The following is a 21,495-nucleotide window of genomic DNA, read 5'->3' as shown; positions in this document are numbered from 1 at the left end:
AAATTTTTCCATGTCTTGAATCTTTTGCATGTTGCATACCTCCACTATGTTATATGTTCTAAATTATAACGGATATCTTAGTCGACGTCATATGTCGTGATTAATAAAAAACAAAATTATGAAAGTAGTATAAAAAATAGTCTAATTTAACAAATTTTGTTATATTTGATATAAGTCAAGCGAGGAGGTTAAAGCATGATTAAGTTTTATCAGTATCCTAATTGTACTACATGTAAAAAAGCAGCTAAATTTTTATCTGAGCAAGGTGTAAGTTTTGAACCTATAGATATCGTTCAGTTAACACCTACGAAAGATGAATTTAAAGATATTGTAGACCGTTCAGGTATTGAAATTAAAAAATTATTCAATACACACGGTGCAAAGTATCGTGAATTAAACTTAAAGGATAAATTAGATACGTTGTCAGATGACGAAAAGTTAGAACTTTTAGCGTCCGATGGTATGCTAGTGAAACGTCCTTTAGCGATTTTAGGTGACAAAGTTACAGTTGGTTTTAATGAACAAGTTTATCGTGAAACTTGGTTATAATAAAATAGTTGATTGATAAAAACATGTGTGTCATGATTATCTTGTAAACAAATATAGGAGGGGATTCAAGTGGCAGTGCCAAGTGAATTAAAATATTCTAAAGAACATGAATGGGTAAAAGTTGAAGGAAATGTTGCAACTGTTGGTATTACAGACTTTGCACAAAACGAATTAGGAGATATCGTATTCGTTGAGCTTCCAGAAGTTGATGACGAAGTATCAGAAGGCGAAACTTTCGGTAGCGTTGAATCTGTAAAAACAGTTTCAGAATTATATTCACCAGTATCTGGTAAAATCATTGAAGTGAATGAAGATCTTGAAGATGAACCAGAAGCTGTAAATGAATCACCATATGAAAAAGCTTGGATGGTGAAAGTTGAATTAAGCGACGAAAGTGAACTTGATGCTTTAATGGATGCACAAGGTTATCAAGAAATGATCGGCGAATAATAATTATTGAACTCCTAGATATTCCTTGGACTATCTTGGAGTTTTTTTGCACTGAATACTATCTTTTTAGAAGGTGAAGACCATGGCGATGATTAATAAAGTAATTGTTGTAGAAGGCAAATCTGATAAAAAAAGAGTTAAGGAAGTGTTATTAGAACCAGTCGATATCATATGTACGCATGGCACAATGGGAATTGAGAAACTAGACAATATGATAGAATCATTATATGGTAAGCAAGTATACATTCTTGTTGATGCTGATGCTGAGGGGCGAAAGATACGAAAATGGTTTTCGAAGTATTTAAGTGAAAGTACAGATATTTTTATTGATTCAACTTATAGTGAAGTGGCACGTTGCCCAAGAGATTACCTCTCAAACGTTTTAGGGCGTCATGGATTTGATGTTAAAACGGATTTTTATGTTAAAGGAAAATATTCATATCATGAGTGTTTCAGAGCAATTGAACAATACATTTAAAGAAAAAAAGCACAATATACACTTAATTTTCGGCTATACTCCGATGTGTGGGACATGTAAAGTCTCAGAACGAATGTTGCATATTGTAAATGAAGTGACACAGTTACCTATAGAAAAACGCGACCTCAATTTTTATCCTGAATTTAGCCAAGCCTTTGAAATACAATCAGTACCCATTTTGTTAATCATGCGTGATGACAAAGAAGTGGACCGCATTTATGCTTTTCAGTCTGTCCCATTTTTATTAGAAAGATTGAAAAAAGTGATTGACGAAACTTGAGGATAATGATAAGATTTAAACAATTCAATATTCAGAAAACTCTTATCTAGAGTGGTGGAGGGATGTGCCCTATGAAGCCCGGCAACCGTCTATATTTAGAAATGGTGCCAATTCACATAAAGTATCTTTACTTTTGAAGATGAGAGAAACGCATCGGAATCTATGCTTTCTCTTATTTTTATATAGGAGAAAGCTTTTTTTATTCTGATATTTGATGATTTGCAACACATAAGGGGGAGCAATATGATTGAGCTTAAGGATATCGTCAAACAGTACGAGAGCAAATCCAAATCCGTTTTAGCTGTTGATCACGTTAATTTAACAATCAATAAAGGTACCATATTTGGTATTATCGGTTTTTCTGGAGCGGGTAAAAGTACGTTAGTGCGATTATTTAATTATCTTGAAACACCTACATCAGGTGATGTCATCATCGGTGGAGATCATATAGGGAAATTGAGCAAACGTGCTTTAAGGTATAAACGCCAAAAAGTGAGTATGATCTTCCAACATTTCAATTTACTATGGTCACGCACGGTGCTTGACAATGTATTATTTCCATTAGAAATTGCAGGCGTTTCTAAACGAGAGGCTAAGTTAAAAGCTTTAGAACTCATTGAACGAGTTGGATTAAAGGGACGTGAACACGCCTATCCATCAGAATTGTCCGGGGGACAAAAACAACGTGTGGGTATTGCAAGGGCGCTGGCAAACGACCCGGAAGTATTACTCTGTGATGAAGCAACAAGTGCACTTGATCCACAAACAACAGATGAAATACTTGATTTACTCATTCAATTGAAAAAGGAACAAAATTTAACGATTATTATTATCACTCATGAAATGCATGTCATTCGTCGTATTTGTGATGAAGTGGCAGTAATGGAAGATGGAAAGGTAATTGAACAAGGTAAAGTATCTGAAGTTTTCGAAAATCCAGAACATTCTGTCACTAAGCGTTTTGTTCAAGAAGATCTTCAACCTAATGCTGAGTTTGAGGATATTTCAGGCCTTGTAAAATTAAATTCAAATGACAAGCTTGTTAAACTTAACTTTTCAGGTGAAGCAACAACACAACCTATCGTTTCATATATCTCAAAAACACATGACGTTGAGGTAAATATTTTAGAGGCTAATATTAAACATTCTAAGTCAGGTGCCATAGGATTTATTGTTTTACATATTCCAAATGTTGCGGAAGCAGACTTTGAACAACTGACACATGATTTAGAATTGAAACACATTGAAGTAGAGGTGATTGCACATGGGTAAGAGTTTTGGTGAAATATTACATGAAATGATGACAATGCCAAATGTACGTTGGCCAGAGGTCTGGGTTGCAACATACGAAACGCTCTATATGACAATCATTGCTACACTATTTTCTTTTATATTTGGGTTAATAACAGGAGTCATATTATTTTTAACATCAAAAAGTAAATCTAAAATCGGTCGTCTATTTTATAATATCGTGTCATTTTTCGTTAATTTATTTCGAGCGATTCCATTTATTATACTGATTCTATTATTGATTCCATTTACAAGTTTGATTTTAGGAACAATCAGTGGTCCAACAGGTGCATTACCTGCATTGATTATTGGTGCTTCACCGTTTTACGCACGTCTTGTCGAGATTGCCTTAAAAGAAATTGATAAAGGGGTTATTGAAGCGGCTTGGTCAATGGGGGCAAACACATGGACAGTCATTCGAAAGGTTTTAATTCCAGAATCGCTTCCGGCTTTAATTTCTGGCATCACTGTTACAGCCATTGCTTTAGTAGGTTCAACAGCTGTTGCGGGCGTCATAGGTGCAGGAGGTTTAGGGAATTTAGCGTATTTAACAGGTTTTACACGTAACCAAAATGATGTCATTTTAATATCAACCATTTTAATTTTAGTTATCGTCTTCGTTATTCAATTTTTGGGAGATTGGACAACGAATAAAATAGACAAACGATAAATATAGGACAAGGAGAATGTAAAAATGAAAAGATTTTTATCAATTGCATTAATTTTAGTTTTATCAGTCGTATTAGCAGCTTGTGGGAATGATTCAAAAAGTGGTGATAAAGAAGATAAAAAAATCGTGGTAGGTGCTTCACCAGCGCCACATGCTGAAATTTTAGAACAGGCAAAACCATTATTAGAAAAAGAAGGTTATGATTTAGAAATTAAAACTATTAATGATTATACAACACCGAATAAATTATTAGATGCTGGAGAATTAGATGCGAACTTCTTCCAACATACCCCTTACTTAGATACTGAGAAAAAAGATAAAAAGTATAAAATTGAATCTGCTGGCAATGTACACTTAGAACCTATGGCAGTTTATTCACAAAAACATAAAAGTTTAAAAGATTTACCTAAAGGTGCTGAGATTTTCGTTTCAAACAACCCTGCAGAACAAGGTCGATTCTTAAAATTCTTTGTAGATGAAGGACTTATTAAAATCAAAAAAGGCGTTAAAATCCAAGATGCGACATTTGATGACATTGTAGAAAACAAAAAAGATATCAAATTTAATAATAAACAAGCGGCAGAATTTTTACCAAAAACGTACCAAAATAATGAAGGAGACGCAGTTAACATTAACTCTAACTTCGCGATTGAGCAGAAGTTAAATCCTCAAAAAGATTCTATCGCAGTTGAAAAATCAGATAACAACCCATATGCAAATTTAATTGCTGTACAAGATGGACATAAAGATGACAAGAAAATCAAAGCTCTAATCAAAGTTTTACAGTCTGATGACATTAAAAAATTCATTAAAGACAAATATGACGGTGCTGTCACACCAGCTGAATAAAGCAAAATGCCTTGATCACAATAAGCGTGATCAAGGCATTTTTTTATGAATCTGCCGAAAAACGACCTAAAATATAACTCACAATGAAACCTAAGATTAACGTTGAAATAGATATTATCCATGTTAAGCCAGAAGTTGGCAAGCCAGGAAATACAGAAAATAATGACCCAATAACTAAGCCTAAGATAGCAGCATAGGTGAAGTACGTATAGTGTGTGAGTAAATATTTGATTAATTTACTCGCAACAATAAATCCGACAAGTACGCCAAAACCGACTAACATAATAACGGGTAACGCTTGAAAGTTAAAGCGAACAACCTCTGATATTGCAAATGTAACCGTGCTATATACGCCAAGTAATAATAAAATGAATGAGCCTGAAATACCAGGGAGTAACATGGCGCTTGAGGCTAATATCCCAGCAACAAAATATTTAATGAGCATAGGTGCTGATAAATCGATGTGTGTTGGTGCCGCATGTGATGTATCTCCCTTTAAAAATGCCATTGCTGCAAGTAATAACGTAAAAAGAACGACAATTATCCAGTGCGATGCTTTAAAAGTTTTATTGTAATGAGAAATTCTTAATAAAAATGGAATCACACCAATGATTAATCCTGTAAAGAAAAACATCGTTGGTACTTGGTGATATGCTAATAAATAATTAATAAGACTGCTTAATATACCAATTGCTAATCCCATTCCAATAATAATAGGAAGTAAAAACATCATACTTCGTTTAAAGTTTTTTGAGAAAATACCACTTACTGAAGCAATAAAGTCATCATAGATGCCAAGAAGTAAAGCAATCGTTCCGCCGCTAACGCCAGGGATTAAATCGCTGACACCCATAGCAAAACCACGAGGAAGATTTGAAATTTTAAATCGAGCCATAATCAAACGTGTTCCTTTCTTAATAGGATTACTTTATATTAACTGAAATGTCATATTACAACAATACATTTGAATACGCAACGATGATCCTTTCTGATTGAGAACAAGCCATTGTCTATTATCAATAACTTTTCTAATTACAGTAAAAAAATGATTCGAAAATAAACCGCTTTTTTCAACCCTAAATGTTTTATAATTCCCGTTATTTTCGTTATAATGAGCATTTAGAAAGATTAGAAATCCTTTTGACGTTACTTTAAAATTATTATAAACTAGTTATTGTAATCTAACTTTTTGGAGGGAATAGTAATGCCATCAACATTAGAAATTAAAGACTTACATGTGTCTATTGACGATAAAGAGATTTTAAAAGGGGTTAACCTAACGATTAAAACGGGTGAAATCCATGCCATTATGGGACCAAATGGTACGGGTAAATCTACGCTATCTTCAGCTATTATGGGACATCCTTCATATGAAGTGACTCAAGGTGAAGTGTTATTAGACGGCGAGAACATTTTAGAGATGGAAGTTGATGAACGTGCTAAAGCTGGACTCTTTTTAGCAATGCAATATCCATCCGAAATTACAGGGGTAACGAATGCGGACTTTATGCGTTCGGCAATCAACTCACAACGTGAAGAAGGTCAAGAAATCAACTTAATGCAATTCATTAAAAAATTAGACAAACATATGGATTTCTTAGACATGGATAAAGATATGGCACAACGTTATCTTAATGAAGGATTCTCAGGTGGAGAGAAAAAACGTAACGAAATCCTTCAATTAATGATGTTACAACCTAAATTTGCTATTTTAGATGAAATTGACTCAGGGTTAGATATTGACGCATTAAAAGTTGTTTCTAAAGGTATCAACGAAATGCGCGGTGATGAATTTGGTTCACTTATTATTACGCACTACCAACGTTTATTAAACTACATTACACCAGACCACGTACATGTAATGTATAACGGTATCGTTGTAAAATCAGGTGGTGCTGAATTAGCCAAACGCCTTGAAGAAGAAGGATACGAGTGGGTTAAAGAAGAATACGATTCAGTAGTAGCGAACCAATAATCATCTTAGGAGGAAATAAGTATGACGACTGAAACATTAAATATTTCTGAAGCTCAACTTGTTGATTATTCACAAGCGCACCACGAACCTTCTTGGATGACACAATTGAGAAAAGATGCATTGAAACAATCTGAGTCTTTAGAAATGCCAAAACCAGATAAGACAAAAATTGATAAATGGGATTTTGACACTTTTAAACAACATGAAACGACAGGTAGCACGTACGAAAACCTTCAAGATCTCCCTAATGAAATTGACCGTATTATTAATGTTGAAGCAAGTGAGAACTTAATTATTCAACATAATAATACGCTAGCATACTCAAAAGTAAATGCGAAAGCGAAAGAAGACGGCGTCATTATTGAACATATAAGTGAGGCGCTCCAAAATCATAGTGACCTTGTAGAAAAATATTATATGAAAGATGCAGTTACTATCGATGAACATCGTTTAACAGCATTAAATGCGGCCCTTATGAATGGTGGGGTATTTGTTTATGTACCGCGTAACGTCGTTGTTGAACATCCAATTCAATACGTGGTTTTACATGATGATTCACAAGCAAGTTTCTTCAATCATGTGATTTTAGTTACTGAAGAAAGTGCTGAAGTGACTTATGTTGAAAACTACCTTTCTACGGTTTCTGGCGAGGGTTGCCAGGTTAATATTATTTCTGAAGTTATAGCTGGTGCAAATTCCAAAGTTGCTTATGGTTCCGTAGACTTTTTAGACAAAGGATTCACGGGTCATATTATTCGTCGTGGTACAACTGCTGCAGACGCTACGATTAACTGGTCGCTCGGTCTTATGAACGAAGGAAATCAAATCATTGACAACACTACAAATTTAATTGGTGATCGTTCAACATCAGATTTAAAATCTGTAGTAGTAGGCCGTGGGGAACAAACAATTAATTTAACATCTCGTATCGTTCAATATGGTAAAGAAACAGATGGCCACATTCTTAAACATGGTGTAATGAAAGAAAAAGCGTCATCTATCTTTAACGGTATTGGGTACATTAAACATGGTGGTTCAGGTTCTTCAGCAAATCAAGAATCACGTGTATTAATGTTATCTGAAAATGCACGTGGCGATGCGAATCCAATTCTTTTAATTGATGAAGATGATGTAGAAGCAGGACATGCTGCTTCAGTCGGGCGCGTTGATCCTGAACAACTTTATTACCTTATGAGCCGTGGTATTTCACAACATGAAGCAGAACGTTTAGTTATTCACGGTTTCTTAGATCCTGTTGTACGTGAACTTCCAATTGAAGATGTTCAACGTCAATTAAGAGAAGTTATCGAACTTAAAGTCGGTAAATAAGCATTTGAATGAAGTATCAAAAGTGGCCTTATATAACATACGTTTAAGCGCCACTTTGTTACATTTTAGTTTTAGGATAATGTCAGTAACTATTTGGAGAAAGGTCTGTGATAACAGTGACCGAAACACAATTTGATGTTGAAGCAATTATTAAAGACTTTCCCATATTAAAGCAAAAGATCAATGGGAAACGACTGGCTTATTTAGATTCAACTGCGACAAGTCAGAAACCGCAACAAGTGATTCAAGCCATTGATGATTATTATCATCGCTACAATTCAAACGTGCATCGTGGGGTACACACTTTAGGCTCACTTGCTACAGATGGTTATGAAGGTGCACGTGAAACTGTACGTCGATTTATACATGCGACATACTTTGAGGAAATTATTTTTACACGTGGCACTACAGCGGCAATTAATCTTGTAGCACATAGTTATGGAGATGCACATATTCAAGAGGGTGATGAAATTGTTGTCACTCAAATGGAACACCATGCGAATATTGTGCCATGGCAACAACTGGCTAAGCGTAAAAACGCAACACTTAAATTTATTCCAATGACTGAATCAGGGGAATTAACGATTGAAGCTGTTCAAGAAACGATAACAGATCGAACTAAAATTGTTGCAATCGCGCACGTTTCCAATGTATTAGGAACAATCAATGACATTAAGACCATTGCCCAAATCGCACACGAACATGGCGCAATCATTGCAGTAGACGGTGCGCAATCAGTGCCTCATATGAAGGTGGATGTTCAAGATTTAGATGTCGACTTCTATAGCTTTAGTGGTCATAAAATGCTTGGACCGACTGGTATAGGTGTTTTATATGGTCGCCGTGCGTTATTAAAAGACATGGAACCGATTGAGTTTGGTGGCGATATGATAGATTTCGTAGGACTTCATGAAAGTACTTGGACTGATTTGCCAACGAAATTTGAGGCGGGTACGCCATTAATTGCGCAAGCTATAGGATTGAAAGCCGCGATTGAATATTTAGAACGCATCGGCTTTGATGCGATACATGAACATGAAGCAGAGATAACAGCGTATGCTTATGATAGAATGTCTGAAATTGATGGTATAGAGATATATGGCCCAGATAAAGATAAACGTGCAGGTATCATCACATTTAATCTTAAAGATGTACATCCTCATGACGTTGCGACTGCTTTAGATACAGAAGGTGTTGCAGTACGTGCGGGTCACCACTGTGCGCAACCTTTAATGAAATGGTTGAACGTTTCGTCAACAGCACGTGCAAGTTTCTACATTTATAATACTAAAGAAGATGTAGACCAACTTATAGAAGGGTTGAAACAAACAAAGGAGTTTTTCTCTTATGAATTTTAATAATCTTGATCAATTATATCGTTCAGTGATTATGGATCATTATAAAAACCCACGCAACAGAGGTGTTATAGAAGACGGCACAATGACTGTTGATATGAACAATCCAACTTGTGGGGATAGAATACGACTCACTTTTGATATTGTAGATGGCATTATTAAAGATGCAAAATTCGAAGGTGAAGGGTGCTCGATTTCGATGTCAAGTGCATCTATGATGACAGAGGCGATCAAAGGACACAGTCTTAAGGAAGCCATGGAAATGAGTCAAGAATTTACAAAAATGATGCTCGGTGAAGATTATGTCATTACTGACGACATGGGTGACATTGAGGCATTACAAGGTGTATCTCAATTCCCAGCACGTATCAAGTGTGCCACTTTAGCATGGAAAGCACTGGAAAAGGGTACAGTGGAACAAGAAGGCAAAATAGAAGAATAAACGTAACTAGAACCGCGTTAGTATAGAGTGTATCGATAAAGATACAAAAATGAGTGAATAGGAGTGATCGTTGATGGCTAAAAAAGCACCTGATGTAGGCGATTATAAATATGGATTCCACGATGAAGATGTGTCGATTTTTAGATCTGAACGTGGATTAACAGAAAATATCGTACGTGAAATTTCAAATATGAAAGATGAACCGGAATGGATGTTGGACTTTCGTTTAAAGGCATTAAAATTATTTTATAAAATGCCGATGCCACAATGGGGTGGAGATTTATCTGAATTAGATTTTGATGATATTACGTATTATGTTAAACCGTCTGAGCGTTCTGAACGTTCTTGGGACGAAGTGCCTGAAGAAATTAAACGTACATTTGATAAATTAGGTATTCCGGAAGCGGAACAAAAATATTTAGCAGGTGTTTCTGCGCAATACGAATCTGAAGTTGTATACCATAATATGGAAAAAGAACTTGAAGAAAAAGGTATTGTGTTTAAAGATACGGATACAGCATTAAAAGAAAATGAAGACTTGTTTAAGAAGTATTTTGCATCTGTTATTCCTGCGGGTGACAATAAGTTTGCAGCATTAAACTCTGCGGTTTGGTCTGGTGGATCATTTATTTACATTCCTAAGAATGTTAAATTAGATACACCATTACAAGCATACTTCCGTATTAACTCTGAAAATATGGGACAATTTGAACGTACGTTAATTATTGCTGATGAAGGTGCATCAGTGAACTATGTAGAAGGATGTACTGCACCTGTGTATACGACAAATTCATTACACTCTGCAGTTGTTGAAATTATCGTTCACAAAGACGCCCACGTACGTTACACTACAATCCAAAACTGGGCAAACAATGTTTATAACCTTGTTACTAAACGTACACTAGTTCACGAAAATGGTAACATGGAATGGGTTGACGGTAACTTAGGTTCAAAATTAACTATGAAGTACCCGGCTTGTGTACTTGTTGGTGAAGGTGCAAAAGGTAGCACGTTATCTATTGCATTTGCTGGTAAAGGACAAGTACAAGATGCTGGTGCCAAAATGATTCATAAAGCACCGAATACATCTTCTACTATCGTCTCTAAATCCATTTCAAAAGATGGCGGTAAAGTAGTGTACCGTGGTATTGTACACTTTGGTCGTAAAGCCAAAGGTGCACGCTCTAATATCGAGTGTGACACGTTAATTTTAGATAATGAGTCAACATCAGACACAATCCCATACAATGAAATCTTTAATGACAATATCTCCTTAGAACACGAAGCGAAAGTATCAAAAGTGTCAGAAGAACAACTTTTCTACTTAATGTCTCGTGGTATTTCAGAAGAAGAAGCAACTGAAATGATTGTTATGGGCTTCATTGAACCATTTACAAAAGAATTGCCAATGGAATATGCCGTTGAAATGAACCGATTAATTAAGTTCGAGATGGAGGGCTCTATTGGTTAATCAAATATGATTGTATCAACGCTTTATGGTTATTCATAAAGCGTTGATACTTTTTTAATTTCTTAGTAATATCTGCTGGTGCATGGAGACGTTGGGAATGAAATGCGTTACGTCTTCAGTACACCAATGGGCATGCATGAATAGGTGATCAATAGTGTAAGGTGCGTAAAACTTGGAAAGCGCATGCGTCATCCAGTCATCTACTGCCTTTTACTTCGTGAAAGCTATTTAAAGAGTTCTGTGTTCAAAGTGAATTTTGATTTCGGCTTGATGTCTCAGAAGTCTCGCCTAAGGAAACAAATAAAACAATAGATTAATTCTGCTTGCTTTTTGGTTAGAAGGGCGCTATGTTTTGCCCTCGTTAACCTATTCAACTTTTTAAATGATGACGTACCTCGCATAAAAAATCAGAATGTTATCAGTGTATCTATAAAGATGTATGGTAAAATACTGGTGGTACGACATTTTATGTTTTATCAGACGAAATAATGTCAAAACATTTTAAGTAGCTGAAATTTGGACGTATCGGAAGGAGAACTGCTTAATGATCATTGCGATCATTGTATTAATTTGTGTATCTTTTTTCTTTTCAGGTAGTGAAACGGCACTGACCGCTGCGAATAAAGTGAAATTACAAGCGGAAGCGGATGCGAATCAAAAGTCTGCAAAATTATTGAAATTATTAGATAAACCGAGTGAATTCATTACAACCATCCTTATAGGGAATAATATCGCGAATATCCTTTTACCCACATTGGTGACCATTTTAGCTGTAGATATGGGTGTCAATGTCGGTGTGGCTTCAGCGGTGTTGACGGTTGTCATTATTTTATTTGCGGAAGTCATACCTAAATCAATAGCGGCAACGATACCTGATCCTATTGCAAGACTTGTTTTTCCTGTTATACACATTTTTGTGATTTTATTTAAGCCATTAACAAAAATATTAAATTTGATTACGGATACGATTAACCATTTGATTACACGTGGCCGTGATCAAGAGGGTATGTCGAAGGAAGAAGTACGCGCAATGGTTTCGATTGCTGGTAGTGATGGTGCGTTTAATGAAATTGAAAAAAATCGTATTCAAGGTGTTATTAATTTCGATCGTTTGAAAATTAATGATGTGAATACGACACCTCGTGTCAATGTTACCTCTTTGAGTGTCGATGATGATTATAATGAAGTTTACGATGTTGTAATGAATCATCCATACACACGTTATCCTGTATATGAAGGGGATATTGATCATGTGGTAGGCGTTTTTCATTCAAAATATTTACTTGCATGGAGCCAAACACCTGAAAAATCATTGCGAGAATTTTGTTCTGAACCTTTATTTGTCTATGAACATAATCACGCAGAATGGGTACTGCGTAAAATGACGGTGACCCGAAAACATTTAGCCATTGTTATTGATGAATACGGTGGTACGGATGCGATTGTTACTCATGAAGATTTGATTGAAGAGATGTTAGGTATGGAAATTGAAGATGAGATGGATCGTGTTGAAAGTAAAATGGTAGAACAAGTGCGTTAAAGCGTACCCTTACAATATACAATTTAAGGTGACACGCCTTTTGTATCAATGTATAAAATGATTCGAGACTAGGGCGAAAAGACGTCCTAGTCTTTTTTCGATAACGTTACCATCTTATTTTGCATATTAGGTTATCACGGGGTGAATGCGGTTAAATAAGATATAATGTGGTACATCGCAATGCTTTAATGCACAATGTAGAAACGAGCACCAAGATGACAAAGATGTATAGTGGCAAATGGGTGCGAGGTATAGAGAATCAATTTATTCATGACATGCGTGCACAACAAGTAACACTACTTCCGTATCCAATACAAAATGATTTAACAAAGGCATTACGTTAACAGGCTATTGAACATAAGGACGAAAGCGTGACGCATTTGTGGGCGGGTCAAGGCTTAAGGATAACACGCGAAATGGCTGTGTCACAATTGATGACAACGTTAGAATATGAAACAGATCTCACGTTCAGACGAAATCTCAATACTTCTGAATGAATATAAGAGGAGAGTACACACATTACATTCATGCGCATTTAAAACGTCATTTATATAGATATTCAGATTTTCTTGTGCTCAGTAAATGCAATGACCGCAATGTTTGCCAAGTGGATGCATCAAAAAGGGAGAGAAACCAGATGATTTGGTTCTCTCTCGCCATTGATGACTAGGCGAATTGTTTCAGCCAAGATAACAAGAGTTTAAAATGTGTTCCTTCTGGATTGATACAATCTAAATGGTCTAAATAAGGCAAAGCATAAAACGTGATATAATGTCCTTTTTGATAATTTTCATGAATAAATGAGATAGATGTATCGATATGTACAGCATTATCATTAAAACCATGAACAATCAGTGCGTCACAAGATATAGGAAGCTGTGTAATTGGGGAGGCTTGTCTTAATAATTTTGTAGCGCGTGTTTCAAAATATTCTGCAACGGCATCTTGACCTAGGTGGTGATGTAACGTATAGAGCACATCGGTCACAGGTGCCAAACCTACGAGTGCATCCAAATCGCGATGATTTAATAATACTAGCTGTCCGCCTACAGAATGCCCGATGCCTACAATCCTTTTAGGTGCATATGAAGTGTGTTTAAAATGATTTAACGCTTCATGGACATCATTTGCGGGTATGGGCCACTGATGTTTAGGTCCACGACGATACTCAATATTAATAATGGAAAACCCCGCGTCTATAAAAGCGTCGATAAGGGGATTTAACATATGTTTGTCGAATTTTTCACGCCAATAGCCACCATGAACAAGTGCAAGCCAAGTGGTGTTTTCAGCTGACTCATTAAGATATACATCATAATGTTGCGCTTGATGCGTACCATACATGTATGATTCCATTTTCATCACTCCTGTTTATCTCTTTACCCTTAGAAAGATTGAGGAAACGACCGGAAGTACCTTGAAGTCGTCGATTGTCAAATGAATGTGATAAAATGAAATCGGTGATAAATATGATAGAAATAGGCTTAACGGGTTGGGGAGATCATGACGGACTCTACGAAGATTTAGCACGTAAAACTGATAAATTAAAAACGTATGCCAGTCATTTTCCTATTGTTGAATTAGATGCTTCTTATTATGCGATTCAACCTGAACGTAATATTTTAAAGTGGATCAAAGAAACACCTGAACGTTTTAAATTTGTAGTTAAAATTCATCAAGCTTTAACGTTACATGCTGATTATAAAGATTATGCTGAATCGATAGAAGCATTATTTCAAGCATTTAATCAAATGCTTGAGCCTCTAGTAAAAGCAAACAAACTTGCGATGGTACTTGTTCAATTTCCACCGTGGTTTGATTGTAATGTAAAAAACATTCATTATATTCGTTTTGTAAAATCTCAACTCAAAGATATACCGATTTGTATTGAGTTTAGGCATCAATCGTGGTTTACACCACAGATGAAAGAAAATACACTCGCGTTTTTAACAGAACAACACTTGATTCATGTCGTTTGTGATGAACCTCAAGCAGGAGATGGGTCTATTCCATTTGTAAATAGAGTAACGCATGATGTGGCATTTGTACGTTTACATGGAAGAAATGTGCACGGTTGGACGAAAAAGGATATGACGGACCAAGAATGGCGAGATGTACGCTATTTATATGATTACAATGACAATGAGTTACAAGATATAGCTGAAAAGATACAAATTTTAGCGCAAAAAGTTAAAAAAGTGTATGTCATTTTAAACAATAATTCAGGTGGCCATGCTGCACAGAACGCAAAAACACTACAAAGATTTCTTAAAATCGATTATGAAGGGCTTGCACCACAACAACTTAAACTTTTTTAACAGGGAGGCAATGTGATGAGCATTGTAATATTAATCATTATCGGACTTTTATCAGCAATCATAGGTTCTATTGTTGGTATTGGTGGCGGCATTATCATCGTGCCAACTTTAATATACTTTGGAATCACTCAAGGGATTTTGCATCATATTACGCCTCAAACAGCGATTGGAACATCTTCAATCATACTAATCGCAACAGGCTTATCTTCTACCTTGGGATATTTAAAAGTTAAACAAGTTGATATACGAAATGGCTTGATTTTAATTATAGGTATTCTTCCAGGCGCTTTTATAGGTGCTTATCTCAGTCGCTTTTTAACGATGCATTCATTTAATTTATATTTCGGCTTATTTTTAATACTTGTATCCATCTTATTAATGATACGTTATAAAATTCCACCACTTAAACTATGTCAAAAGCCAAAATATATGAAAACATATATTGATGGTCGTGGTGAACGTCATGTTTATGGTGTCGCACCTGTCATTGCGGTTGTTGCTGCTTTTATAATTGGACTTACATCTGGTCTTTTTGGTATCGGTGGCGGTGTGCTCATGACGCCATTTTTGCTCATTGTGTTTCGTTTCCCACCTCACGTTGCTGTCGGTACGAGTATGATGATCATTTTCTTTTCAAGCGTTGCGGGCTCAATTGGGCATGTCATCCAAGGACATGTCGTTTGGAGTTACGGTTTAATTTTAATACTGTCTAGTTACATCGGTGCACAAATAGGTGTAAAGGTCAATAAAACGATTAAATCAGATATGGTCGTACTTATATTACGGATAGTCATGTTAATATTAGGTCTCTATTTAATTCTTCAATCATTTAGTGGATAAGGAGAGATGCTCATGCGAATTACAATTTATCATACGAATGATATACATAGTCATTTACATGAATTTCAACGTATTGCCGCATATATGAATCAAGAACGACCTCATTTATCACATCCATCTTTATATATAGATATTGGTGACCATGTAGATTTATCTTTACCTGTTACAGAAGGAACGATGGGTAAACGCAACATAGAGTTGTTAAATCAAGCATCCTGTGACATTGCTACTATTGGCAACAATGAAGGGATGACGATTTCGCATGAAGCATTACAAACCCTTTATTCAAATGCAACATTTGACGTTACGTGTTCGAACGTCTTTGATGAACATGGTGAATTGCCACAACACTTTGTTTCCTCAGTGATGAAACATATTGAAGGCGTACGTCTTCTTTTTGTAGCAGTCACAGCACCCTTTACGCCTTTTTATCGCGCTTTAGATTGGGTTGTGACTAACCCTTTTGAAGCGATAAAAGAAGAGATTGCAAAATACCAACGTAACTATGATGTGCTAATAGTGATGAGTCATGTCGGTATTTTCTTTGATGAAAAGTTATGTGAAGAACTTCCTGAAATTGATGTCATTTTTGGTGCACATACACATCATTATTTTGAAAATGGTCAAATTGAAAATGGTGTGTTAATGGCAGCAGCAGGGAAGTATGGTCATTATTTAGGTGAAGTGACTTTAGACATTGAGGCGCGTCAAGTCGTACATAAGCGTGCAACATTGCATCCATTGCACACCTTACCTGAAGTGTCGACATCATTTGATGTAGAAGGAAAGCAATTACTTAATGATGCTGTTGTGTCACGACCAATGACTTTGAAACAAGGGACGAATCATGTGACGGAAGCAGGTTATTTATTAGCAGAAAGTGTTCATGAATTTACCGAGGCAGATTGTACCATTATTAATGCGGGGTTAATTGTAAAAAGCTATTATCAAAAAGTTTTAACAGAATATGATATCCATCAAATGTTACCTCATCCGATTAATACTGTAAGGATTAAACTTAGTGGACATAAATTAAAAGAAGTTTTATTTCTAGCTAATGAAAATAAATATATGTATCAACATGCGCAAGGTTTAGGCTTTCGTGGGGATATTTTTGGAGGATATATTATCTATGAGGCAGGGTTGATACAATCATCTCAGCGCTATTTCGTTCAAGGAAAAGAGATTGTTGATGATGAGGTATACACTTTAGGAACGATAGATATGTACACGTTCGGACGTTATTTCCCACTGTTAAAAGAAGAAAAAGTGAATTATTTAATGCCGGAATTTTTGAGAGACATTTTCAAAGAAAAATTATTGCAATTATGATTTTTAAGTCGGTAGATTTTAATTTACCGTAAAGTTCGTTATAATGTAATGAGATGTAAAACTACAGGAGGGTATCTGCTGTTATGGCTACTAAAAATGAAGAAATTCTACGTAAACCGGATTGGTTAAAAATAAAATTAAATACAAACGAGAACTACACAGGTCTCAAAAAAATGATGCGCGAAAAAAACTTACATACAGTATGTGAGGAAGCGAAATGTCCGAATATACATGAATGTTGGGGGGCACGCCGTACAGCAACATTTATGATTTTAGGGGCAGTTTGTACACGTGCATGTCGTTTTTGTGCAGTTAAAACGGGTTTACCGAACGAGCTTGATTTAGAAGAACCAGAACGCGTAGCAGAGTCTGTTGAATTAATGAATCTTAAACACGTCGTGATTACTGCAGTTGCACGTGATGACTTAAAAGATGCGGGTTCTAATGTTTATGCAGAAACGGTACGTAAAGTACGTGAACGTAATCCATTTACGACAATCGAAATTTTACCGTCAGATATGGGCGGAGATTTTGAAGCATTAAAAACGTTAATGGATTCTAAACCAGACATCTTGAATCACAATATTGAAACAGTACGTCGTTTAACGCCAAGAGTGCGTGCGCGTGCAACCTATGATCGAACGCTTGAATTTTTGAAACGTTCTAAAGAAATTCAACCAGATATCCCAACGAAATCAAGTTTAATGGTTGGTTTAGGTGAAACAATCGAAGAAATTTATGAAACTATGGATGATTTACGTGCGATCGATGTAGATATTTTAACGATTGGACAATATTTACAACCGTCTCGTAAACATTTAAAAGTACAAAAATACTATACACCATTAGAATTTGGTAAATTACGCAAAGTGGCAATGGAAAAAGGCTTTAAACATTGTCAAGCAGGTCCTTTAGTGCGTAGTTCTTACCATGCTGATGAACAAGTAAATGAAGCAGCCAAAGAAAAACAACGTCTTGGTGATGCACAATTAAATCAATAAAATCAAGGTGTGATACGCATGATTAAAGTAGGTCAGCATTATTTTGAACTTCTAGAATCCTATGAAAATGGTTTTATTGAAGAGGACTTTGTGGCTCGATACTCTGAGATATTAGATAAATATGATTTTATTGTTGGGGATTATGGTTATGAGCAATTGCGCTTAAAAGGTTTTTATTATGATTCCAATCGTAAAGCGGATTTTAACAAACGTTTTTCAACAATCCAGGATTATATATATGAATACTGTAATTTTGGATGTGCGTATTTCATTGTTCGACGTCTTAGTAAACATGAAGCGGAAAAACATCTTGCGGAAGATGCACATATTATCAATGAAGATAAGCTCAAAGATGTTAAAATTCAACCCACGATACAAGAGTAATGGGCTTTTATGCTCAGCGTAACACATTAAGTCCTTTCATTAATAAAGATTACAGCATGCATATAATTTGTAATGCAATATGATGTGGTGAATGGTAATGAAACATCCAACATCACTAAAAAACCTTCGGAATTCAAACGAATTTCGAAGGCTTTTTTGTACTATTTGAGTAAGCTTGGTAGATATAAGAATGGGTAAAGTGAGGCCGATATGCCAAATGATAAATGTGTAATTTATTAAAAATCCATTCACTGAGCTGTGAAAAGGGGGACAGCATCAACTATTGAATTACTTCATGTAAGAAAGCAGTAATTTCCTCAGCTTCATCATCGTTAACCCCTAAAATATATGCGATATAGCCTTCTTCTTCTAAATCGTCAGTACCAATAATTCCGAATTTATTTGTTTGTGTATTCAACACAATCGTTTTACCGTAATGACGATCTGTTTGAAGTAACACCAAGTCATATCGACTATGGTCTCCTACAAATCCTACGAATCGAACTTGAGAAGGTTCGAGATCATCATATAAAAACATATCAATCATGTTCGTGTACTCCTTCAATAAAATGTTAAGGCAAGTATAACGATAAATGAATCGAACTGCAAAATTGTGATATGATTAAGACAATAGAGGTGACTAAAATGTATTTTGTAAATAAGGAACAATTATCTCGAAAACTTACATATTTGAAACAATTAACTGATGATTATGCACATGTCAAAGATAATCACTATGCATTTGAACGTGTGGCTCAAATGCTTATAGAGTCTTCTGTAGATATAGGCAATATGATTATTGATGCCTTTATATTAAGAGATCCTGGTAATTATAAAGATGTGATTGATATTTTAGAACTTGAGGGTGCGATTTCAAAAGATACTCAATTGCAACTTCACCGAACAATCGATGTGCGAAAACAATTCGTTCATTTATATGATGAGCTTCACGTAAATGAAGTACAAACGTTATTTGATGAAGTCCTCCCATATTACCGTCAATTTATAGATGAAGTAGTACATTTTTTAGAAAATGAAAATGTTCCAGTTACCGCTTTTGGAAAGGGCGGGAATGAATCATGAAAAACTATAAAGCATATTTAATCGACTTAGATGGGACGTTATATAAAGGTAACGAAATCATTCCAGGAGCCAAGGAATTTATTGATTATCTAAATGAACATGAGATTCCACATCTTTATGTTACAAATAACTCAACGAAATCGCCGACGGATGTAGTAGCAAAATTAAAGCAAATGAACATCCACGCGCGCCCCCAAGAAGTTGTTACATCAGCGATGGCTACAGCAGATTATATTGCTTCTGAACAACCGGGAGCAACGGTATTTATGGTCGGTGCGTCAGGGTTAGAAACCGCATTAAAGGATGCTGGTTTAACACTTAAATCAGATACAAATGTAGATTATGTAGTGATGGGATTAGACGAAGCGATTACATATGAAAAATTAACAACTGCAACGCTTGCCGTTCAAAAAGGTGCGGTGTTTATATCTACCAACAAAGATCCGTCGATTCCTAAAGAACAAGGATTTTTACCGGGGAACGGCTCTTTAACAAGCGTGGTTACAGTGTCTTCAAAAACTGAACCTAAATTTATTGGAAAACCTGAAACCCCGATTATGCATAAAGCCCTTGATTTACTACAATTGGATCGTTCTGAGGTTGCAATGATTGGCGACTTATATGATACGGATATTTTATCGGGTATTAATATTGGCATGGACACCATTCATGTTCAAACAGGTGTCACTTCAAAAGTTGACGCAATGAACAAACCTATACCACCTACTTATAGCATCAAAGATTTATTTGTTTTAATACAGAAACTTGAAAAGGGTAGTGATATACATGAATAAAATTCTCGTAACGCGTCAAATTCCGGAAAAGTTTAAAGCGCGTTTGGAACAATATGCAGAGGTTGAGATGTGGGACCACCACTTGACACCGATGCCGAGAACACAATTTTTAGAAGCGGCTAAAGATAAAACGGCATTGCTCGTTACTTTAAGTGAACAAATAGATGAAACATTATTTCAAGCTGCCCCTCACTTGAAAATCGTTGCAAATATGGCAGTTGGGTATGACAATATAGATTTAGCGGCAGCAGAACGTCATGAGGTTGTCGTAACGAACACACCACATGTGTTAACCGAAACGACAGCTGAATTAGGATTTGCGCTCATGTTGGCCACATCTCGTCGTATCGTAGAAGCTGAAAAATACGTTCAAGATGGCAAATGGGAAAGTTGGGGACCTTATTTACTTGCGGGTAAAGATATATATCGTTCTAAAGTTGGCATTTATGGTATGGGTGAAATTGGCAGAGCGTTTGCAAGACGATTAAAAGGTTTTAATGCTGATATTTTATACCATAATCGCTCGCGCAATGCAAAAGCAGAACATGAGCTCGGCGCGTTTTATACGTCATTTGAAACGCTAGTCAAAGAAAGTGATTTTATTATTTCTACAGCGCCGTCAACGCCTGAAACGCAAAGTAAATTTAATTATGATGTATTTAAAATGATGAGAAATGATGCCATTTTTATCAATATTGGTAGAGGAGATTTGGTTGTAGAAGAGGATTTAATTCGCGCATTAGAGGAACAGGAAATTGCAGGTGCAGGGTTAGATGTTGTGCGCAATGAACCGATTCAAATGGATCACCCGTTGTTGAAGTTTCCTAATGTGATTATTACTCCTCATATTGGAAGTGCATCGATATTAACACGCGACCAAATGATTCAAGCATGTATATTAAATATAGAAGATGTATTTAACGGATGCGAAGCTCGTAATAAAATAAGTTTTAAATAGCTTGCAATCAATCTCACATCATTATATTTAAGTTTATGATTTAACCTATAGTGAATAATATAGTATGATGAAAAACAAACATACGTCACGTGCGCTGTATGTTTGTT

Annotated in this window: 25 protein-coding genes and 1 riboswitch; of the genes, 22 read left to right on the top strand and 3 right to left on the bottom strand. The window is 35.8% G+C overall.

Annotated elements, in window-relative coordinates:
* Positions 1–195 precede the first annotated feature (195 nt).
* The 7 genes from CD172_RS09720 to CD172_RS09690 all read left to right on the top strand — a co-directional run bounded on the left by CD172_RS09720 (position 196) and on the right by CD172_RS09690 (position 4,566).
* The gene (locus CD172_RS09720; RefSeq protein ID WP_037566730.1) at positions 196–549 is read left to right on the top strand and encodes an arsenate reductase family protein; all 354 of its coding nucleotides are present in this window, start codon (positions 196–198) and stop codon (positions 547–549) included.
* A gap of 69 nt (positions 550–618) precedes the next feature.
* Positions 619–999, top strand: coding sequence for a glycine cleavage system protein GcvH (gcvH, locus tag CD172_RS09715; RefSeq protein ID WP_037566731.1), 381 nt, complete (start codon positions 619–621; stop codon positions 997–999).
* Between the two features lie 82 nt (positions 1,000–1,081).
* Complete coding sequence (locus tag CD172_RS09710) at positions 1,082–1,477, top strand: toprim domain-containing protein (protein WP_060550635.1); 396 nt, start codon at positions 1,082–1,084, stop codon at positions 1,475–1,477.
* Positions 1,443–1,757: a thioredoxin family protein gene (locus CD172_RS09705; protein ID WP_037566733.1), complete on the top strand. Its 315-nt coding sequence runs from the start codon at positions 1,443–1,445 to the stop codon at positions 1,755–1,757. Before CD172_RS09710 ends, CD172_RS09705 begins: the two co-directional genes overlap by 35 nt.
* Before the next feature lie 39 nt (positions 1,758–1,796).
* Positions 1,797–1,903: riboswitch (SAM riboswitch) on the top strand.
* Positions 1,904–2,000: 97 nt separating this feature from the next.
* A complete protein-coding gene (locus CD172_RS09700) occupies positions 2,001–3,029 on the top strand; it encodes a methionine ABC transporter ATP-binding protein (protein ID WP_103346226.1) in 1,029 nt (342 codons plus the stop codon).
* Positions 3,022–3,717, top strand: coding sequence for a methionine ABC transporter permease (locus CD172_RS09695; RefSeq protein WP_103346225.1), 696 nt, complete (start codon positions 3,022–3,024; stop codon positions 3,715–3,717). Before CD172_RS09700 ends, CD172_RS09695 begins: the two co-directional genes overlap by 8 nt.
* Before the next feature lie 24 nt (positions 3,718–3,741).
* Positions 3,742–4,566, top strand: a complete 825-nt coding sequence (locus CD172_RS09690; RefSeq protein ID WP_103346224.1) for a MetQ/NlpA family ABC transporter substrate-binding protein — start codon at positions 3,742–3,744, stop codon at positions 4,564–4,566.
* Between the two features lie 43 nt (positions 4,567–4,609).
* Here CD172_RS09690 and popT read toward each other — a convergent pair whose 3' ends face one another.
* Entirely contained in the window at positions 4,610–5,461 is an 852-nt protein-coding gene (gene popT / locus CD172_RS09685; protein ID WP_103346223.1) for a polyprenyl-phosphate transporter PopT, read from the bottom strand.
* 309 nt (positions 5,462–5,770) lie between these two features.
* On the opposite strand from popT, the gene sufC reads away from it, so the two are divergent.
* From sufC to CD172_RS13000, 7 genes are all read left to right on the top strand, one after another.
* Complete coding sequence (sufC, locus tag CD172_RS09680; protein ID WP_060550640.1) at positions 5,771–6,541, top strand: Fe-S cluster assembly ATPase SufC; 771 nt, start codon at positions 5,771–5,773, stop codon at positions 6,539–6,541.
* 21 nt (positions 6,542–6,562) lie between these two features.
* A complete protein-coding gene (sufD, locus tag CD172_RS09675) occupies positions 6,563–7,870 on the top strand; it encodes a Fe-S cluster assembly protein SufD (RefSeq protein ID WP_103346222.1) in 1,308 nt (435 codons plus the stop codon).
* Positions 7,871–7,986: 116 nt separating this feature from the next.
* On the top strand, positions 7,987–9,228 hold the full coding sequence (locus CD172_RS09670; RefSeq protein ID WP_103346227.1) for a cysteine desulfurase: 1,242 nt from the start codon (positions 7,987–7,989) through the stop codon (positions 9,226–9,228).
* Positions 9,218–9,667, top strand: coding sequence for a Fe-S cluster assembly sulfur transfer protein SufU (gene sufU, locus CD172_RS09665; RefSeq protein ID WP_037566742.1), 450 nt, complete (start codon positions 9,218–9,220; stop codon positions 9,665–9,667). Before CD172_RS09670 ends, sufU begins: the two co-directional genes overlap by 11 nt.
* Positions 9,668–9,740: 73 nt before the next feature.
* Positions 9,741–11,138 carry a Fe-S cluster assembly protein SufB gene (gene sufB / locus CD172_RS09660; protein ID WP_060550641.1) on the top strand — a complete coding sequence of 466 codons (1,398 nt, stop codon included), beginning with the start codon at positions 9,741–9,743 and terminating at the stop codon, positions 11,136–11,138.
* A 544-nt stretch (positions 11,139–11,682) separates the two neighbouring features.
* Positions 11,683–12,678 carry a hemolysin family protein gene (locus tag CD172_RS09655; RefSeq protein WP_103346221.1) on the top strand — a complete coding sequence of 332 codons (996 nt, stop codon included), beginning with the start codon at positions 11,683–11,685 and terminating at the stop codon, positions 12,676–12,678.
* 215 nt (positions 12,679–12,893) lie between these two features.
* Positions 12,894–13,022 (top strand): nitronate monooxygenase, encoded by a 129-nt coding sequence (locus tag CD172_RS13000; RefSeq protein WP_217422064.1) that lies wholly within the window; start codon positions 12,894–12,896, stop codon positions 13,020–13,022.
* 322 nt (positions 13,023–13,344) lie between these two features.
* On the opposite strand, the gene CD172_RS09650 is transcribed toward CD172_RS13000, so the two are convergent.
* Positions 13,345–14,034, bottom strand: coding sequence for an alpha/beta hydrolase (locus CD172_RS09650; protein ID WP_103346220.1), 690 nt, complete (start codon positions 14,032–14,034; stop codon positions 13,345–13,347).
* A gap of 113 nt (positions 14,035–14,147) precedes the next feature.
* Here CD172_RS09650 and CD172_RS09645 point away from each other — a divergent pair, with 113 nt between their 5' ends.
* The 5 genes from CD172_RS09645 to CD172_RS09625 all read left to right on the top strand — a co-directional run bounded on the left by CD172_RS09645 (position 14,148) and on the right by CD172_RS09625 (position 18,553).
* Entirely contained in the window at positions 14,148–14,996 is an 849-nt protein-coding gene (locus CD172_RS09645; protein ID WP_103346219.1) for a DUF72 domain-containing protein, read from the top strand.
* Between the two features lie 15 nt (positions 14,997–15,011).
* The gene (locus CD172_RS09640) at positions 15,012–15,836 is read left to right on the top strand and encodes a sulfite exporter TauE/SafE family protein (protein WP_103346218.1); all 825 of its coding nucleotides are present in this window, start codon (positions 15,012–15,014) and stop codon (positions 15,834–15,836) included.
* 12 nt (positions 15,837–15,848) lie between these two features.
* Entirely contained in the window at positions 15,849–17,168 is a 1,320-nt protein-coding gene (locus tag CD172_RS09635) for a bifunctional metallophosphatase/5'-nucleotidase (protein WP_103346217.1), read from the top strand.
* An 83-nt stretch (positions 17,169–17,251) separates the two neighbouring features.
* Positions 17,252–18,169: a lipoyl synthase gene (lipA, locus tag CD172_RS09630; RefSeq protein ID WP_037566754.1), complete on the top strand. Its 918-nt coding sequence runs from the start codon at positions 17,252–17,254 to the stop codon at positions 18,167–18,169.
* Positions 18,170–18,187: 18 nt separating this feature from the next.
* Positions 18,188–18,553 carry a YutD family protein gene (locus tag CD172_RS09625; RefSeq protein WP_037566755.1) on the top strand — a complete coding sequence of 122 codons (366 nt, stop codon included), beginning with the start codon at positions 18,188–18,190 and terminating at the stop codon, positions 18,551–18,553.
* A gap of 280 nt (positions 18,554–18,833) precedes the next feature.
* Here the strand turns inward: CD172_RS09625 and CD172_RS09620 are convergent, their stop codons facing one another.
* The gene (locus CD172_RS09620) at positions 18,834–19,100 is read right to left on the bottom strand and encodes a DUF3055 domain-containing protein (RefSeq protein WP_037566756.1); all 267 of its coding nucleotides are present in this window, start codon (positions 19,098–19,100) and stop codon (positions 18,834–18,836) included.
* A 98-nt stretch (positions 19,101–19,198) separates the two neighbouring features.
* Here CD172_RS09620 and CD172_RS09615 point away from each other — a divergent pair, with 98 nt between their 5' ends.
* Genes CD172_RS09615 through CD172_RS09605 form a run of 3 tightly spaced genes read left to right on the top strand, consistent with a single transcriptional unit; the run spans position 19,199 to position 21,388 of the window.
* Complete coding sequence (locus tag CD172_RS09615) at positions 19,199–19,636, top strand: DUF86 domain-containing protein (RefSeq protein ID WP_037566758.1); 438 nt, start codon at positions 19,199–19,201, stop codon at positions 19,634–19,636.
* A complete protein-coding gene (locus tag CD172_RS09610; protein ID WP_103346216.1) occupies positions 19,633–20,430 on the top strand; it encodes a TIGR01457 family HAD-type hydrolase in 798 nt (265 codons plus the stop codon). Before CD172_RS09615 ends, CD172_RS09610 begins: the two co-directional genes overlap by 4 nt.
* Entirely contained in the window at positions 20,423–21,388 is a 966-nt protein-coding gene (locus CD172_RS09605) for a 2-hydroxyacid dehydrogenase (RefSeq protein ID WP_103346215.1), read from the top strand. Before CD172_RS09610 ends, CD172_RS09605 begins: the two co-directional genes overlap by 8 nt.
* Positions 21,389–21,495: the final 107 nt, after the last annotated feature.

The sequence above is a fragment of the Staphylococcus agnetis genome (assembly GCF_002901865.1).
GTDB lineage: Bacteria > Bacillota > Bacilli > Staphylococcales > Staphylococcaceae > Staphylococcus > Staphylococcus agnetis.
Note: the sequence above shows the minus strand (reverse complement) of the source record. Positions and strands in the feature narration are given on the sequence as shown.